Annotated in this window: 14 protein-coding genes; 3 read left to right on the forward strand and 11 right to left on the reverse strand. The window is 55.0% G+C overall.

Annotation, left to right across the window (positions count from 1 at the left end; all coding sequences use genetic code 11):
- Positions 1-9 precede the first annotated feature (9 nt).
- Positions 10-1,050 carry an AraC family transcriptional regulator ligand-binding domain-containing protein gene (locus QT397_00050; protein ID WNZ53806.1) on the reverse strand — a complete coding sequence of 347 codons (1,041 nt, stop codon included), beginning with the start codon at positions 1,048-1,050 and terminating at the stop codon, positions 10-12.
- Between the two features lie 165 nt (positions 1,051-1,215).
- Between QT397_00050 and QT397_00055 the strand changes: the two genes are divergently transcribed.
- Positions 1,216-1,644: a hypothetical protein gene (locus QT397_00055; GenBank protein ID WNZ53807.1), complete on the forward strand. Its 429-nt coding sequence runs from the start codon at positions 1,216-1,218 to the stop codon at positions 1,642-1,644.
- Entirely contained in the window at positions 1,616-1,975 is a 360-nt protein-coding gene (locus QT397_00060; GenBank protein WNZ53808.1) for an AraC family transcriptional regulator, read from the forward strand. The genes QT397_00055 and QT397_00060 overlap by 29 nt, the downstream gene beginning before the upstream one ends.
- Before the next feature lie 15 nt (positions 1,976-1,990).
- Here QT397_00060 and QT397_00065 read toward each other — a convergent pair whose 3' ends face one another.
- The 5 genes from QT397_00065 to QT397_00085 form a co-directional block, all read right to left on the reverse strand.
- Positions 1,991-2,500 (reverse strand): nuclear transport factor 2 family protein, encoded by a 510-nt coding sequence (locus QT397_00065; protein WNZ53809.1) that lies wholly within the window; start codon positions 2,498-2,500, stop codon positions 1,991-1,993.
- A 117-nt stretch (positions 2,501-2,617) separates the two neighbouring features.
- Positions 2,618-3,568 carry a dienelactone hydrolase family protein gene (locus tag QT397_00070; GenBank protein ID WNZ53810.1) on the reverse strand — a complete coding sequence of 317 codons (951 nt, stop codon included), beginning with the start codon at positions 3,566-3,568 and terminating at the stop codon, positions 2,618-2,620.
- Between the two features lie 132 nt (positions 3,569-3,700).
- Positions 3,701-4,291: a hypothetical protein gene (locus QT397_00075; GenBank protein ID WNZ53811.1), complete on the reverse strand. Its 591-nt coding sequence runs from the start codon at positions 4,289-4,291 to the stop codon at positions 3,701-3,703.
- Positions 4,292-4,344: 53 nt separating this feature from the next.
- Complete coding sequence (locus tag QT397_00080) at positions 4,345-4,803, reverse strand: hypothetical protein (protein ID WNZ53812.1); 459 nt, start codon at positions 4,801-4,803, stop codon at positions 4,345-4,347.
- A 598-nt stretch (positions 4,804-5,401) separates the two neighbouring features.
- Positions 5,402-6,598 (reverse strand): MFS transporter, encoded by a 1,197-nt coding sequence (locus QT397_00085; protein ID WNZ53813.1) that lies wholly within the window; start codon positions 6,596-6,598, stop codon positions 5,402-5,404.
- Positions 6,599-6,957: 359 nt separating this feature from the next.
- On the opposite strand from QT397_00085, the gene QT397_00090 reads away from it, so the two are divergent.
- A complete protein-coding gene (locus QT397_00090; protein ID WNZ53814.1) occupies positions 6,958-8,580 on the forward strand; it encodes a hypothetical protein in 1,623 nt (540 codons plus the stop codon).
- On the opposite strand, the gene QT397_00095 is transcribed toward QT397_00090, so the two are convergent.
- The 5 genes from QT397_00095 to QT397_00115 all read right to left on the reverse strand — a co-directional run bounded on the left by QT397_00095 (position 8,541) and on the right by QT397_00115 (position 16,080).
- Positions 8,541-10,070 (reverse strand): glycosyltransferase family 39 protein, encoded by a 1,530-nt coding sequence (locus QT397_00095; protein WNZ53815.1) that lies wholly within the window; start codon positions 10,068-10,070, stop codon positions 8,541-8,543. The two genes, QT397_00090 and QT397_00095, sit on opposite strands and share 40 nt — an antisense overlap.
- Positions 10,071-10,357: 287 nt before the next feature.
- Complete coding sequence (locus QT397_00100; protein WNZ53816.1) at positions 10,358-12,505, reverse strand: 3-hydroxyacyl-CoA dehydrogenase NAD-binding domain-containing protein; 2,148 nt, start codon at positions 12,503-12,505, stop codon at positions 10,358-10,360.
- An 11-nt stretch (positions 12,506-12,516) separates the two neighbouring features.
- Positions 12,517-13,725, reverse strand: coding sequence for an acetyl-CoA C-acetyltransferase (locus QT397_00105; protein ID WNZ53817.1), 1,209 nt, complete (start codon positions 13,723-13,725; stop codon positions 12,517-12,519).
- A 69-nt stretch (positions 13,726-13,794) separates the two neighbouring features.
- Complete coding sequence (locus QT397_00110; protein WNZ53818.1) at positions 13,795-15,342, reverse strand: AMP-binding protein; 1,548 nt, start codon at positions 15,340-15,342, stop codon at positions 13,795-13,797.
- Positions 15,343-15,477: 135 nt separating this feature from the next.
- On the reverse strand, positions 15,478-16,080 hold the full coding sequence (locus QT397_00115) for a TetR/AcrR family transcriptional regulator (protein WNZ53819.1): 603 nt from the start codon (positions 16,078-16,080) through the stop codon (positions 15,478-15,480).
- Positions 16,081-16,589: the final 509 nt, after the last annotated feature.

Raw genomic sequence — 16,589 nt, forward strand, 5'->3', positions numbered from 1 at the left:
AGTTGGCTGCTACGCCGTCTCCTTGGCAGCGCGGCGAAATTCTGAGGGCGTTTGATCCGTCCAGCGCTTGAACAACCTACGAAAGGCGCGTTCTTCGGAATAGCCAAGCATATGCGCGATGCTGCTGATGGTGAGATCCGAGTTGCCGAGCAACTGCTTGGCGTTCGCCAGCCGAACATCCTCCAGCATCTCGCGCAGCTCCGCCCCGTTGCGACTGACAATGCGTTGCAAGCTGCGCAGGCTCATGTTCAACCGCTGCGCCAGCGCAGGCGCTCCATACTCCGCCAGGGCTGCATTCTCACAGATGGCATCATAGACCCTCTGCAGCTCCTCTGACTGCATCTCCGGCTTCTCAAGATCCTTATGCAGACGATCAAGGTGCGCGCGGGCGTAGTCATAGAGCGGTTTTGACGGCAGGCGGCTCGGCGACTTCAGCGCTTCATTCGCCAGCAAAAACCCGTTGCTTGGCTGTTCAAACAGAACCGTCACGCCAAAGTACTCTTCGTAAAGGTGCAGTGGAACCAGAGGCTTATGCATAAAACTCACCTGCTGCACATGGCAGGCAACACCATAAAACTCTTCCACCATCCGAAAGAGCAGCGCACACCCCAGCTCCGCCGTGATGCCACGATCCAGCGCGTCCATAGGGTGGCGAAGTTGAACCCGTGTCGTCACCTCCGAGCTTTCAAAGCTGAACGACAACCGATCGGACAGGACGGACTGGTACTGCACAAGCACCTCCAACCCTTCCTTGAAGGTTGGAGCAAATTCCAGGGCAGAGCTGACGAACCCAAGCGCTGAGAAGGGCGTCACCTTGGCCAGATCCAACGAGAACGCCTCATTAGGCAAGGACTCTGCCATCAGGTTCATGATCTTGGGAAAGGTTTCTTCATGCAGGCGCGCATCAGCGGCGAGCAGCTGTACCGGGTCCAGGTCTAGTTTGCTCAGGATCTCCTGAAGCGGAACACCTCTGGAGATGGCGTAACTCGCAATGTGCGAGGCAACACTGCCCATCGTTTTTGATTGCATCAAGCCCGTCGTCTTCTGCATGCCCAAATCTATATGCACTTTGAAACCTTAGTGATTTTTACTATGCACCCTGCGCAATTGCCATCTTAAACTGAGGCTTTTCGCAGGTTCTTAAGCAGCTGGTGAAGACAGCGTTCCAAGGCCTCGCTGTTGAAAACCCGCGCCTCAGCGGTTACATACACATGCATGGCGAAGGTATTGGCGAGCAGCACTGTTTTACCGGCTGGGGGAGGGTCCTTTGAGCTTTCCGCTTTGTCGATTGGCGTGTTTTTGTGTGATCAGCCAACCCACCGGCTTTCTGTGGGTTCTTCGCGAAAGCACCATGTTCCTCTCAAAAAACAGCAGGGCTGGATTTTGCCAGCAGGCAGCAATGGCATCTGCGAGTATGACGAGGATCTGGAGCTTTCACTCGTCTCGCTGGATACTACGATTTTGCAGGAGTTCGGCGTCGGGCAGCGCTTTGAGTTTGATGCTATTGTGGGCGAGCTTGACCCGCTTCTGCTCAATCTGAGCCTGAATGCCGCAGAGTTCGGCAGCAACGGTACGCTTTACCGCAGAAACCATGCAGAGGGCACTGGCCGCCCATGTGGTGCAGACCCTCAAGCCTTTACCTAAATGGAATGTGGGCATTGGGGACGCCCGACTGCGCAAGGTGCTCGATTACATTCACGACAATCTGGCAAGCGACCTTTCGCTGGCTTCCATGTCCACACTTGCAGCCATGAGCGCAACTCACTTCTCCAAAGCCTTCAAAAAGCAGGTGGGCACCTCGCCCCTGCAATATGTGATTGAAACCCGGCTGGACCTTGCTTCTGTTTTGCTGAAGACAACCCAGCAAAGCGTGGCAGAGATTGCGTGGCGCGTGGGTTATCAGGATCTGAGCCGGTTTGGCCAGCACTTCAAGCGCAAGTTTGGAGTTACTCCGGCAGCCTTCCGGACGCAGTAACTCCGTCTTTTTCTTCTATTTTGCCGCTGCAGCGCGTTCGCCCGCAACTGCCACGAGGCCGCGATCTCCGGTTTCCCAAAGCGCTGTCATGGTCATGGAACTGACCAACCAACGGTCCTCAGCCCGCTCCAGCGTGTAGGCATAGCGGCCACCCAGTGTCCAGAGCTTATCGTCAATGCGGTGGGTTGCGGTAAAGTCCGCTTCCGCTGTGGCTGTGTCCCCTTCCAGCGACGTGATGGTGTGGTTGGTGACCATGTGGTGGGTGACGTCAAAAAACGGCAGGAAGCCGGACCACACGCCCACCAGCTCATCCGCAGGCTGGGTGACGGGCTCTCCATCCCACAAGCTGGTGTAATCTGTGGTGATTTCCGGCGCCATGGCGGCGCGCACGCGGGTCCAGTCCCCCCGGTCTGCGCCAGCGGCAATATCAGTGATGGACCGGCTGATCTCAGCCTGATCGGCCAGTGCAACGCCTCCAAACAGGCTAAGGCTGGCGGCAGTGGCGGCAATAAGTTTTCTTGGCATAATCTTTCTCCTGAAAGCAAAAGGGGGCTTAAAGCAGCCTGTTGGGGAAGCTGCTTTAAGCTGCTCGGTTAAGGCATTGGCATGAGCAGACCGGTACCGGACTGCCTATGGGCTGCCTCAGCTTTCGCTGTTGGACAGGAAGTGCTCTGCCACCACATCCGCTGCGCGGGTGACGTCCTCCGGATTGTCGTAGAAATCAAACTGCGTCACATCCTCAAGCCATTTGGCTGTGGCATTGCCAGCAAAGCCGGCCAGGAACGTGCGTACGCCCTGCGGGATTGCTGCGCTTTCTGAGTGCACAACGGCGAGCGGCTTATCCAGACGCTGCGGGTTATCTGCCGGGTGGTAAGTCAGCCAGCCTTCCCAGCCTGCATTGTTCCACTTGTTGTCGTATTCAGGGATCGCACCGCGGTCGGCCTCGTAGTAGTAACCACCGATCGGCATCAACACGCCTTCCGCACCTTCTGGTCCCGCTGCCGGAATGACCTGCCCACCAGCAGCTTCTGCCGCATGGGAGACCTCAATCAGCCCGGCCACACCTTCCTTGCCGCCGTAGACGGTTTCCACGATCTCCTCATTCTGAAGCCATGGAGCTACCAGACCAAGACGCTTCACCAGAGGATTGCCGGAAACCGCATCCACCATGTAACCAGCTGACGCACAGATGCCGAGGCCGTGGATCTGCGCGGCGTCCACTTCCGGCAGGGTGGAAACGAACTGGATGGCCTGACGGATGTCTGAGGTTTTCGCCTCCGGGCTTTCTACAAACCGCACGTGCTGTGGCAGATCGCCAGACTTGCCCCAGCCGCGGAAGTCGAAGGTGAATGCCGCAAAACCGCGATCTGCCATCTGGCGGGCATAGTTGGCTGGCATCTGCTCCTGCACAGACGTCCATGCCCCGGTAACAACCACTGTCGGCAGCTTGGCACCGTCGTACTTTTCCGGCAGGTACAGCGTGCCTTGCAAGGTGGCACCTTCATTTTCAAAAGTCACAGCACGGGTTTGAACATCCGCAAGCGCAGTGGACGCCATCAGCATGGCAGAAGCACTCAAAGCAATAGTTTTCATGGGTCTCTTCCTTATGAAAGATCAGTGAAATCGATGGCTTCACTGTGCCCCACGGCAGCCCCTCAAACAGGCGCGTTTCCTGTCATTTCTTATGCATTTCTTGTCATTATGACGCGAAAGCTGTGCTTGCGCTCACCGCGAGAAGGAGCGGAAGACTTCGTAGAGTTGGAAGAGTTGTTTCTGGGAGTTGATGCCCATTTTGTAGAGGGCAGACTTGAGCTGCTTGCGGACAGTGTCCAGCCGCACGGATCTGTCCTGCGCGTAATCCTGCAGGGATGTGTTGGAAAGAACGGCACTGATGACGTGGCTCTCTGCCTTGGAGAGGCGGAAGACGTCGGTTAGCTTCTCAATCACAGCAGGGTCGGCATTGGCGGTTGTGCTGGTCATCATGATCTTCACGGCCAGATATTGCGCTGTTTCCAATGATCCGTCTGAGGCCTGTGGCTTTGGGTTGAACATCTGGATCAGGTAAGTTGTCCCTGTGCGTTCATCCGTCAGGTTCACAATCGGCAGACCTCCCACCAGCGCGCTGATCTGGGCCTCTTCCAGTTTCCTGTTCTGCTTGCGGTCAGAGCAGGAGATCCCGGTCTTCCGGAGCCTCAAAAACCCGTTCTCCAATATCTCAAGGGCTCTTGGGTTGATGGAGTTGATGTCATACTGCGTAAAGATGATGAGCCCGAATGGCAGGTTTCCGGTAACTGAGTCCTTCAGGGACAATCTCATCTCAAGGCTTCTGACCTTTTGCCGATAATGCAGAGCCCTGCTGGCATGGGGGATCATGCTTTCAAACATTTTGCGCTGGAGGGGGAGAACCCGTCTCCCGGATTGAGTGAAGACACACCAAACCAGCCGAAGTTATCGCCCTTGGTCAGGTTGGTTCCCATGAGGTCATAGACTTCAAATTTGGGTAGAAGCTGATGTATAGGATTGGTTTTCAACCCATATTCTGTCGTCATCTCAGCATCAGTGACGATCTGTCCGTATGGAGATCTGTTGACCCGGTCTATTCTGTAATCATGAGCAAAATAGTTCTCAGTGTATTCCGGCTCAAAAGAAGGATCGATCCGCGCGACGTAGTTCAACCGCTCCTCCGGCTTGGCTGCATCATAAGTGTAAAGATGCATTCCGGAAGCTCTCAGCAGATCACTGGCAGTAAGAAGTGCATCCTCGAACAGCTCAGGATGTTCAACGGCCTCGTAAAGCTGAGTAAGGAAGAGATCAAAGTCCTTTGTCATGGATATGCAATATGTAAACAGCAATGATTCGCGCAGCAATCGATAAACTTACCGTAACGGATAGCAAGTAAATATCAAATAGCATCTAAGTAGAACTACCAGTTCACATTGTGACAGAGAGGCATTGGTTCCAAGGAATGATCACATGCCTCTCTTTTGAGCGCGCGCGAAGGCTGAGCCTTTTTCTTTAACAAGCCCCCATTTGAGGAATGTTTTGCACCTCTGGCTTTCCCTAGCATGGCCTCAGGCTGATTACATTTTCTAAGCAATCACTGTGTTTCGTGGCCATAATGCAGGTCACACATCAGCCGATTTATTCTGAGCTTGGGTAAGTTCAGTGAAGAGATGATGCGGGCACGGCCAAGGCCATAGCTGACCTCTTCGATAGAGCCGCCCAAACCAGATTCAGCATTGATTTAACAGTTATGGGGGGAAGGGAATACTCGAATGTATAGTTCGTAACTTATTGTATTTATATTTGAAATTCATACCAAGCAGAGATGACGATTAAACCAGAATCTAATCTAAATCGTTTGCTTTAAAACAGCTCGCAAGCCTCCATCGCGAGCTGTTTTTTTGTTTCACAAAGCGCAGTTGATTAAGCTGCTTTGTCGGCGGCAAGGGTGAGGGAGGCCTGATCGTTTTGGGCGCGGCGCAGGGCCATGGTGGCTTCCAGGGCGGCGAGGGCAACGATGAGGTAGAGCAGCGGGGCCGTGCCTAGTTCCACGATCATCCAACCTGCAATCAGCGGAAATCCGAAGATGCCGATGAAGTAAGTCAGCGCGAACAGCTGCAAGGTTTGCGGCACCAGATCTTCCTGCGCATCATTGGCGGCCATAGCTGCCAGCACCGGATAAGACGCGCCGTATCCAACCCCAAACAGGATCGCGACCACGATATAGGCCGGAACGCTGGCGCCGGAAAACGCAAAGAGCAAGACGCTGCCAGCCATCACATATTGCAGGGCGGCGATGGTCATATAGGGCTGCGTACCGCCTTTGAACTTGGCCAGCACCACACGGCAGATGACAACGGTGATGGTGTAGGCGAGGAAGAAGTGGGCGTAGTCGAGCCCTCTGGCATCTGCAAATACCGTCTGGAAGTTGTTCATGCCCGCAAACACGCTGGCTCCGAGGCACACCATGATAATCGGCAGAACTGCTTTGCCCTTCAAAATGCTGCCCACATAGCCAAGGCTGAGGCGGGATCTGGCCTCCGGCCCCGGATTGATGGCATGTTGGCGCACTGGCCCAACCAACACAAAAAACAGCAGGGCACTGAGAACACACAGGCCGGAGGTGATGAGAAACGCATCCGCAATGGTGCCACCTGCGGCTTCAATCTGGGATGCCATGACAGGCGAGAGCCCGAAGCCGGCCATCAGAACCACCGAGTGCAAGGCGAAGTAACGGATACGCTCGTCCGCCGTGACGAGCCGGGTTAGAACAACAGGGGCCAATGCATAGGTGAGGCCCCACCCCGCACCCAGCAACAAGCTGGCGAGAACGACCATTGCGTTCACTCCATCCGCCACAGCAAACAGCGCAAGAGCGGCGGCGATGGCAAGGCAGGCGAGCCCGAGGGTGATCACGCGGCCAAACCAGTCTGACAGATGCCCGGAGAAGTACACGGCGATCAACGTGGAAACGGTCGCCACCAGCAGGATGAGGCCGACGGCTTTCTCATTGGCACCGAATGTGGCGAACAGCCGTGGGAGCATGAAGGTCAGGCCGTAAGCTCCCGCTTGCAGCAGCACGGCCAGTAAGTAAACGACAAATGTCAGAGTGCGAGACATGCGCGGGCACCTCAAATAATCGTGTTTGAAAAGCAGGCGCTGATCAAACTCACTTGATCTGAGCCACCTTTGCTTCTGGCAGGCACACTAAGAGCTCGATTGGCACTTCGAAAGAACCAGTAAATGTAAATACTGAGGGACCAGTTAGACTGATCGTTTATCACCTCCACGCGCGCACCTCATGCAATAACTCTTATATTGCAATGAGTTACCATCATATCGCTCGACGTGTTCCAGTTACCCTGAGATTTTATCGATTCCATTGACGCACCGTTCGCCCTGAAACCATCCCGTTATTTGGGAAAACCGCAGAGTACTCCAGAATAAGAGCAGTCCCGGAAGTGACATGGAGCTCATGGATGCCTAAGACGAAGAAGGAACAAGACAAAACCTCCAGTGACCCGAAAGTGGTGAAGTGGATCAACGCGGTGTCAAAGCTCCTGCACATCAATCAGGAGGAAGCGAGTGCTAGGGGTGGTTCCAATGGTGATGATACGAACCACCTGGAAAGACCACAGGGCAACGGCATCTCACTGGAGCCTGATGTGCCTACTCAGGACACGACACCTCCTGAGACGCAGATCCTAGATCTCACACCAGAGATCAAAAAAGCACAGACTAAGTTCGAGGCCTACAAAAAGCGCCGGAACATCTTCAAGGATGTGAATGATCTGGAGGTCTTCGACAAATTCGTCAAATCCACCGCAGAATTTCTGGACAAGGCCAGCGACCTGAACAAGCAGCAAGATGTTTCCGGTGCTATCAACTCTTTGGACAATGCAACCCTGACGATGAAGGAAGTCGAAAAGATCTATGCCCGCGGTGTTGACTCTGCATGTATACTGCTACACCGAAAACAGGAACTGGCAGACATTCGAGCCCGTTTGAAGTTCCTCAACAGCTTTGATCTGGAAGGATTTTCTGAACAACGACAGAGAGAAGCTCCTCGTTTCGCCGAGTTCGTCAAAACCAATGCAGATAAAGCAGAGGCACAGCTGAAAGCTGGTGAAATCAAAGCCAGCCGGGATACCTTTGTAACACTGCATACCTATCTGGATACGCTGGAGCGGATACTCAAGGAAAAACCATCAAAGGAAACTCAAAAGCCGCGCAAGGAAATCACGGTTAAAGCTTATACCGGCGACAACTCGGTAGCTGGGGCACAGGAAATACTGACTGAACTGAATAGATTGTATGAGGAGCAGCGCAAGATCCCGTACACGGATAAAGAAGCCTACGCACAGAGCAGGGAAAAAATAGCGGCTCAAAGAGAGTTGCTCAAAAACCCAGACCACCGGATCAACAATGCTGACCGTGATGGAATCTTTACCCAGTTTGAGCCTCTGGGCGAGGATGGCAAGTCTGTTCTTGATAGCGGCGAATACGAGAAAGCCGGAAACAAGATCCACTTGAGCGTCCAGATGGGTCAGCTGGAGCAAGCCGGTAACGTTCTGACACCCCTTTTGCTCTCGCCAGATAATCCTTTCCTTTCGTTCAAAGTCACCAACATGGACGGAGCGGTGGCGGCCTTTAAAGATGATGAGAAGCAGTATTCTGCTGACACGCCTGAGGCCAAAGCCAAGCTGGCAGAGCAAAAAGCGTACTTCGATCGCGTCACCCAGGGTGCACAGATCACGCTTTATCCGTACACCAAGGACACAAGTTATCCTGATGGCGCTGAGGACTTCGGCTTCTTTTTAAAACTGCTGGAACAGGAACTTGCAGCCGCTGGCATTCAACCGGGCAAGAACCCGGATTCCGATGCCAGCCTCGAAGGTCTGAGCTTTGCAACCTTCCGTAATGAAGAAGGCTCACGCGGTGTTGGCGTGGATGATGAAGAGCAGCTCGAAGAAAACCGAAAAATGCTTCGGAGCAAGCCATTTTATCAGGCCCTCACCAACAAGGATTACAAGCCTGAAAAACCTGAAGAGAACCCACCATCTCAGCAAGACGAGCCAGAGAGTAGGAAGAGTGCCCGATAAGGCATGCCACCTCGATTGATTGTTATCGGCTCGTGCTGGGTGATCTCACAGAATGATCCAGCGAGGGACGCACGAACGCGGTTCATGCGCGTTTCCCAGTCATCATAGGGCAGCAGGCCTGCCACAAGTACGTTGCTGTTTTGGGCTGGCTTCGGCAGGAGCCCGAAGTGGCGCGGGTCACTTCCCAGAACGCGCACATCCGCCAGCCTGCCAAGAGCATAGGATATCTTGGCACCATCGATCCAGTTGAGGGTGTATAGCGGGGTTGGCTCCCCGTCCTGCAGCAGACCGCGGCTGATCAGAGCGTCCTTTGCATCAAACCAATCCATGGCACGAATGGTCTCATCCCAACGTGGTGGAGGGGAGCCGAGTGGTCGTGTCAGAAGTCCTGTTTTGAAATGCAGCCCTCCAAGCACAACGACGGTCAGGATAAGAGCGGCTGACGCTATGAAGGCGCGTTTGGCAATGACAATGCCCGACGGCTTGAGCTTTGCAAACCAACTGCCCAAAAGCGGGAAGAGGAACAGGTATCCGGCCATGGGCCAGTGGGGTAGCGTGTTTCGGGAAAGCAAGGCGACTGCGTTGAACACAATGATTGGGAAAAGCGCGAGGCATAGGAAGTACCGGTCCGCCGCTGTTTTTTCTCCAGCACGGAAGAACCGCACCACAAGCCACAGGCACACGACCAGTGTCACGGGTTGCAGATAGGCCAGCTGCCCCAGAAGCATGCGCCCGGAGTTGAGAAGGTGGACGGGAAGGTCGAAACCGCTAGACGTCACCGAGCGGGAAAGCTGGAACCCGAATGACTGCCAGCCGTTCATGGCATTCCACCAGATGACAGGGCTAAAGACCAGAAAAGCGACGGCACTGGCAATATAAGGGCCACGGGTGCGGAGGAGGGGGCGGAGCTCCCGGTCCGTGAGTAGGAACAGCAAGGCACCCACTCCAGTCAAAACTGCCATGTACTTGGAGAGCAGTGCCAAGCCAAATGCCAGTCCGACAGCAATCCAACGGGCATCGCTTATGTGGCGTGTGTTTGGGTTCAGAAGCGGGGTCAGCAGGCTGGCCGCAATCAGCAGAAAGAGCATCATCGGCCCATCGGGGACAATCCAGCTGCCTGCGGAGAGGAGAAAGAACGGCGAGATGGAAAACCATGCAATCGCCCAGGCGCCAGCCTTTGCACCGTAAAAGCGGGAGGTCAGCTGATACAGCAGCAGGGTGGAGAGCACCGACATGGCGATGAAGGGAAAGCGGAGCACGAAGCCTGCTTCTGAGCCTGTCAGCCATGATGTTGCGTGAATGATCCAGAAGGTCAGCGGCGGGTGATCGAAATAGCTGAGAGAGGGATGGCGCGCTATGGCAACCATGTAGCTTTCATCCACGCCGAGACCAAGCAGGGCAGCGCCATAAAAACGGGCGAGGGTGGCAGCAAATATTATAATGAAAACAACAATGGCAATACGGGCTGGTGTGACGGCTCTGTCAATCATCAGCTGCCTCATGATCAGGTTACTTCGCTTTTTGTTATGATGAGGATTAGAGAGTCTTGAGCAGCAGAACAGCGGAAACGCCAATGCAGTTTCCCTACGGTTCAGCAGCCTTCAGACAATCACTCCACCTCCAAAGCCCTTCTTCCTTATGAGCCTGAAGCTAACCTGAAAATCATGTAGTATTTTTATCAGTAAAACTGGGGTGCACAGCAGAGAAGCTGGCGAGCACGCACAAAAAAGCCCGCGACACAGTTGCATCGCGGGCTTTTGGTTTAGATGGCTACAACTCAGGCAGCGGCGAGTTTTTCGCTGCGCAGTTTGTTGAGCGCGCTTTCGGTCACTTCAAAGCGTGGGCCATACGCTGCAGCCAGTTCGTCAGCGCGTTTCTTGAAGGCATCAAGACCAACGCCGTGGATGAACTGGAGGGCACCGCCGGTGTGGGCCGGGAAGCCAATGGCGAAGATGGAGCCGATGTTGGCTTCCACTTCCGTGCGCAGCACGCCTTCATCCAGACAGCGCAGAGTCTCGATGGCCTGACGGTACATCATGCGGTCTTCTGCATCTTGCATGGATACGTTCAGATCCCGCTCCTTGAACTGGGCAAGACCATCCCAGAGCTTCTTGGTGCCATCCTCGGCATACTCGTAGAAGCCACCGCCATAGTGACGACCACCACGGCCCATGTTCACCATGGACTGGCCAACCTTCACGTTGGAGCTGTCATCTGCCGGGAACCCGTTTTCAACGCCTAGACGTGCATCTAGCGCGATGTGGGTCTCGTGGATCTTCTTGGTCAGCACCATGGAGACTTCGTCATGCACGGCCAGCGGGCCAACCGGCATGCCGATTTTCCACGCAGCGCGTTCAATGGCAACCGGGCTCATGCCATCCCGCATAAGAGCCAGACCTTCATCCAGATAGGTGCCAAACACACGGCTGGTGAAGAAGCCACGCTTGTCGTTGACCACGATAGGCAGATAGCCGATCTGCTGCACGTAATCATAGGCCTTGCGTAGGGTCTCTTCGCTGGTTTTGTCGCCAACGATGATCTCCACGATCTTCATCTTATCGACCGGCGAGAAGAAGTGCAGGCCGATAAAGCGGGTCGGATCCGGGCAGCTTTCTGCCAGAATGGAGATTGGCAGAGTGGACGTGTTGGAACCGTAGATGCCGGTGTCGGGCAGCTGCTTGTAGGTTTCAGGGATAACCTTCTCTTTCAAAGAGATATCCTCGAACACTGCCTCGATGATGATGTCCGTGCCTGCAAAGGTCTCATCACTGTCCGTTGGCGTGATGCAGCTCAGCAGAGCGTCCTTCTTGGCTTCATCCATACGGCCACGTTTGATGGCTTTGTCCGCCAGTTTGACGGAATAGCCTTTGCCTTTCTCAGCATTCTCAAGGCTCATGTCCTTCAGTGCAGTTGGCAGGCCGCGGCTGGCGTGTGCCCAGGCGATGCCTGAGCCCATCATGCCTGCACCAAGGATCGCAGAGCTTCCCGCTTTCCACGCATCCCCTTGTGGGCGGACTTTGCCAGACTTGATCGCCTGCATGCCAAAGAAGAAGGTGGTGATCGCAGCGCGAGCCTCAGTGGAGCGCAGCAGGGCTGCAAAACCGCGGCTTTCGTTGCGCAGCGCGCTGTCAAAACCCATGCGCATGGAGTTGACGGCAATGTCCATCACCTTTTCCGGTGCAGGCATCAGGCCGCGTGTTTTGTTGTACAGCATGGTTGGTGCCATGGCTGCCACCATGCGCACATTGGCGCTGTCTGCATTGCCGCCCGGATAGCGGAAGCCTTTTTGGTCCCACGGCTGCGCGGCAGCCTCTGGGTTGGCTTTGATCCACGCTTTTGCAGCTGGGATCAGCTCTTCCGGTGTATCCACCAGCTCTTCCACCAGTCCGGCTTTCAGCGCCTTTTCCTGACGCAGCTGTTTGCCTTCAGCCAACAGAGGCAGAGCTGCTTCCAGACCCAGCTTGGCAGTGAGGCGCACCACGCCGCCAGCACCCGGCAACAGGCCAAGGGTTGCTTCTGGCAGGCCGACAACAGCCTTTGGTGAGTTGAGCAGAACGCGGTGGTTACAGGCAAGACAGATCTCAAAGCCACCACCAAGAGCCGCTCCATTGATGGCCGCAACCACTGGCACCGGCAGTTTTTCCAGCTGGCGCAGGGGGGCTTTCATCTCTTCCACGTAGGCAAAGATGTCTTCCGGGTCCATGCTGCCGTGAAGCATCTCTTCCAGATCACCACCCGCGAAGAAGGTCTTCTTAGCAGAGGCGATAACAACACCGGTGAGGCCGTCTTCAGCGGAGAGCTTGGCCATCAGCTCTTTCATGCCCTCAAACCAGGCGCGGGTCATGGTGTTTGCGGACTTGCCCTGTGAGTCAAACGTGATCGTAACAATGCCGCTGGCGTCTTTTTCGTAGATATATTCAGACATGGTCTTCCCCGTTATACGCGCTCGATGATGGACGCGATGCCCATGCCGCCGCCGACACACATGGTGATCAGCGCCCGCTTCTGGTTACGGCGCTCCAGTTCGTCGATCATGGTGGACACCAGCATGCCGCCGGTTGCGCCCAGTGGGTGACCCATGGCGATCGCACCACCAACAACGTTCAGCTTTTCATCTGGCACGTTGAGGTCCTTCTGTAGACGCATCATCACAGAGGCGAAGGCTTCGTTGATCTCAACCAGATCAATGTCATCGATGGTCAGGCCAGCCTTGGCGAGTGCCTTCTTGGAAGCTGGTCCCGGTCCGGTGAGCATGATGGTTGGGTCTGATGCTGTGACTGCTACTGAGAGCACGCGAGCGCGTGGGGTCAGGCCCATGTCCTTACCAACCTGTTCGCTGCCAAGCAGGATCAGCGAGGCCCCGTCCACGATGCCGGAAGAGTTGCCCGGTGTGTGGACGTGATTGATCTTTTCAACTTCAGGATAGCGGGCCAGTGCCACCGCATCAAAGCCCATGGCACCATGCTTTTCAAAACTCGGGCGCAGAGCACCCAGCGCCTGCATATCCGTGTTTGGCTTGATGAAGTCGTCTTTTTCCAGAACGATGATGCCGTTCTCATCCTTCACCGGCACAACGGACTTGTCGAACCAACCGTTATCACGGGCATGTGCTGCACGCTGCTGGCTGGCGACAGCGGCTGCATCCACATCATCGCGGCTCCAGCCCTCAATAGTGGCGATCAGGTCTGCACCGATCCCCTGTGGCACGAAGCCGGTAGCAAGCACAGTTTCAGGGTCTTCGCTGAACGGGCCACCATCGGTACCCATAGGCACGCGGCTCATGCTTTCATAGCCGCCTGCGCAGATCATGTCTTCCCAGCCGGATGCGATGCGCGCTGCGGCAGAGTTGAAGGTGTCCAGACCAGACGCACAGAAGCGGTTCACCTGCGCCCCCGCCACGGTCTGATCCCAGCCTGCTTTTTGCAAAGCGATCTTTGGCAGAACAGCGCCCTGTTCGCGCACTGGTGTCACACAGCCCATGACAACATCATCCACCCGGGAGGTGTCGAGGTCGTGCCGGCTTTGCATTTCATCCAGCAGTGTGGTCACCAGATTGATTGGTTTGACTTCGTTGAGGGACCCGTCCGGCTTTCCTTTGGAACGCGGAGTGCGGATCGCATCATAGACGTATGCTGTCGTCGCCATGTTTATCTACCGTGTCTTATCTTGAAATAAGGGTTTAAGGCCGGGGCAACCGCGTCGCCCCGACTGAACTCAGGCAATCTCGCGGTCGTGCTTCTCCCAGAACGGCTCGCGGAGTTTGTTCTTCAAAACTTTGTTCATGGCAGAGAGCGGCAGCTCTTCCACCAGCGAAATGGAGCGCGGGCATTTGTAGCCAGCAATGCGCTCTTTTGTGTGGGCGCGGATCTCTTCAAAGGTTGGGGTCTTGCCTTCCTTCGGCACAATCACCGCATGCACGGCCTCGCCGTAGGTTTCATCAGGAATGCCGATGACCGCCACCATAGAGACATCCGGGTGCGTGGAGATCGCGCTTTCCACCTCGGCGGTGTACACATTCTCTGCACCTGTAATGATCATGTCCTTCTTGCGGTCTTTCAGCGAGAGGATGCCCATCTCATCCAGCATGCCCACATCGCCGGTGCGGTACCCGCCGTTCTTCAGCACAGCTGCTGTCTGTTCTGGCGCATCGTAGTAGCGGCACATCACGGCAGGGGAGTAGAACACCACCTCACCAATGGTGTTCGGCGGCAACTCATTGCCTTCATCATCTTCAATACGCAGCTGAATAAGCGGGGAGGCGGCCTGACCGGCTGCGCCCATTTTCATCAGATCACCACTGTGGAACTGAGGATGCAGGAAGGTGCCCGCGCCAGCCTCGGTCATACCGTAGACCTGCGTGAGCTCCGTCTTCGGGAACTTCTCCTGCACCAGCTTCAACAGGCCTTCGGAGATCGGAGAGGCACCGTAGACGATCTGTGCCACACGCAGGAAGTCCTCTGACTTGAACTCTGGTGAGTGGATCAGCATCTGGAACATGGCAGGTGCCATGAGGAAGGACGAGACATCGAAGTTCTTGACCGCAGCCACCACAATGTCCGGACGGAACATCGGCACGATCAAAGATGGCTTGTTTTGGATGAGGCGCGCCAGCAGCAGGCCGTAGCCGGACAGGTGGAACAGCGGCATCACCATCAGCGCTGAGCGGTCATGATAGGGAATGCCATTGGCCGCCACAACGTTCGCACTGGCCAACATGGATTTGTGGGTGTGAACCACGCCCTTCGGGAAGCCGGTGGTGCCGCCGGTGTAGCTCATGAAACACTCGGTCTCCACATCGCGGCCCAGCTCCAGCTCAATCGGCTCGCTCAGGCAGTCCGCATAGGCTTTGGTGCCTTCCGGCTGTTCCTTCTCTCCCACATGGATGAAATGCTTCAGGCTTTCCGCGCGCTCTTTGATCGCAGCAACCATAGGCGCGAAGGTGTCATCATAAACGATCGCGGACATGCTGGAATGGCCGATGGCATAAAGCATCTCTTCAGCGGACCAGCGGATGTTGAGCGGAACGGAGATCATGCCTGCAATCATGGTGCCGATCATGGCTTCCACATACTCAACCGAGTTGAGGCTGAGAATGGCAACGCGGGCGCCGGGCTCAAGGCCCATGTCTTGCAGGCCCTTGGCAAACTGGCGGGTGCGCGTTGCAAACTGCGGGTTGCTGAAGGCACGACCGCCAAGGTCTTTAAACAAAGGAATGCCTGTGTCCACCTTCTGCAGATGGTTCACGAGCATATCAAAATTCATAGCACCTGCCGGTACTCCAGTATGTGTTCCAACCATATTCCCCTCCCAAGTCATAGGTTGATCAGCGCGTTGTGCGCTGTGTTTTAAAATACGAAGCCTGTTCTCCTCATGGTGCGCTTGTAGTGGCGCTTATTATTAATCAGGCAATGATGGTATCAATGAATACGCTGCCGGTTTCAGCAGAGTGATATCGAGGCTTGGATGCAGCTTTTGCTGCAACGCGACCCCAAGCAAGTAACTTCCGATGGAAACGGCCTGAATGCCGGAATCCAGATCCTTTGGAAACGCACCTTCCGCCTTGCCGCGCTCCAGATAAGAGACAAGCAGGCGCTTGACGAAATCATGTGCGCGCGTCACCGCATCTCCCAAAAGGGCATAGTCTGTGACGCTGCCCGCCATCAGCGCAAAGTAGGCCTGATAACTGGGCTTATTCTGCAAATCATCAAAGTGAATGTCGATGTACCGCCGGATTGCCTCCCGGGCATCTGTCTCCGCCGGTATCTGGCTGGTGATGTGCTCCTCCGTTTCGCTCACCATGCGGTCGATCAGCTTGACGAACATCTCGTCTTTCTTGCCGAGCCGTTGAATGGTGAGGCCGCGGCTATAGCCGGCCTTCAGACCAATACTCTCGCAGGTCGCCATCTGAATGCCATCCTCATTGATGATGGTCACCAGCGCATCAAAGAGCTTGCGTTCAGATTCCTCACGCCGTTCTGCCTGTGTCTTTTTCTTTTCCAAAGCCAGCCAACATTCACTCAAGTTAATTGTTGAACGTTTAGCAAATAAGAAAAAGAGAGTCCATGACGTAAACGTCATATCATTGATGAATGAGCCTAAGGAATAAGGGGAGCTGTTTGCAATCGGTAAGAAATGAGGGGCGCACGTGTAAAGAAGGGGACACGTCCAACCTCGCGAAGCGTAACTGGAAGATAGATTAAGCCCGCGAATTCAATTGGAGCTTCTTTCTTTTAAAGAGAGAAGCGACTTCAGCTCTCTGACCCCATGTGCGATCGCTGCAAACACATCCGTTCTTCACATGTCAGAGCTAAACTGACTGAGCGGACGCCTCATTTTTGATGTGAATAACATCAGAGTTACTACGTATAGCGCTACTACGGATCGCACTTTGCCAATTGCCCTGACATGATGCGGCGACCTGAGCAGCCTCAGAAGAGCCCTTAAGATTGAATACCTAAGGTGTTTTGGCGTAATTCTGCCCTTTCTGAAGACCAATTACGTTGGAATGT

The organism is Microbulbifer sp. MKSA007 (genome assembly GCA_032615215.1).
GTDB lineage: Bacteria > Pseudomonadota > Gammaproteobacteria > Pseudomonadales > Cellvibrionaceae > Microbulbifer.

Coding starts and splice junctions, on each gene's coding strand:
- QT397_00100 (WNZ53816.1), bottom strand. CDS start 12,505: ATGTCTGAATATATCTACGAAAAAGACGCCAGCGGCATTGTTACGATC.
- QT397_00085 (WNZ53813.1), bottom strand. CDS start 6,598: ATGTCTCGCACTCTGACATTTGTCGTTTACTTACTGGCCGTGCTGCTG.
- QT397_00095 (WNZ53815.1), bottom strand. CDS start 10,070: ATGATTGACAGAGCCGTCACACCAGCCCGTATTGCCATTGTTGTTTTC.
- QT397_00065 (WNZ53809.1), bottom strand. CDS start 2,500: ATGCCAAGAAAACTTATTGCCGCCACTGCCGCCAGCCTTAGCCTGTTT.
- QT397_00080 (WNZ53812.1), bottom strand. CDS start 4,803: ATGACAAAGGACTTTGATCTCTTCCTTACTCAGCTTTACGAGGCCGTT.
- QT397_00055 (WNZ53807.1), top strand. CDS start 1,216: ATGGCGAAGGTATTGGCGAGCAGCACTGTTTTACCGGCTGGGGGAGGG.
- QT397_00090 (WNZ53814.1), top strand. CDS start 6,958: ATGCCTAAGACGAAGAAGGAACAAGACAAAACCTCCAGTGACCCGAAA.
- QT397_00070 (WNZ53810.1), bottom strand. CDS start 3,568: ATGAAAACTATTGCTTTGAGTGCTTCTGCCATGCTGATGGCGTCCACT.
- QT397_00110 (WNZ53818.1), bottom strand. CDS start 15,342: ATGAATTTTGATATGCTCGTGAACCATCTGCAGAAGGTGGACACAGGC.
- QT397_00075 (WNZ53811.1), bottom strand. CDS start 4,291: ATGAGATTGTCCCTGAAGGACTCAGTTACCGGAAACCTGCCATTCGGG.
- QT397_00050 (WNZ53806.1), bottom strand. CDS start 1,050: ATGCAGAAGACGACGGGCTTGATGCAATCAAAAACGATGGGCAGTGTT.
- QT397_00105 (WNZ53817.1), bottom strand. CDS start 13,725: ATGGCGACGACAGCATACGTCTATGATGCGATCCGCACTCCGCGTTCC.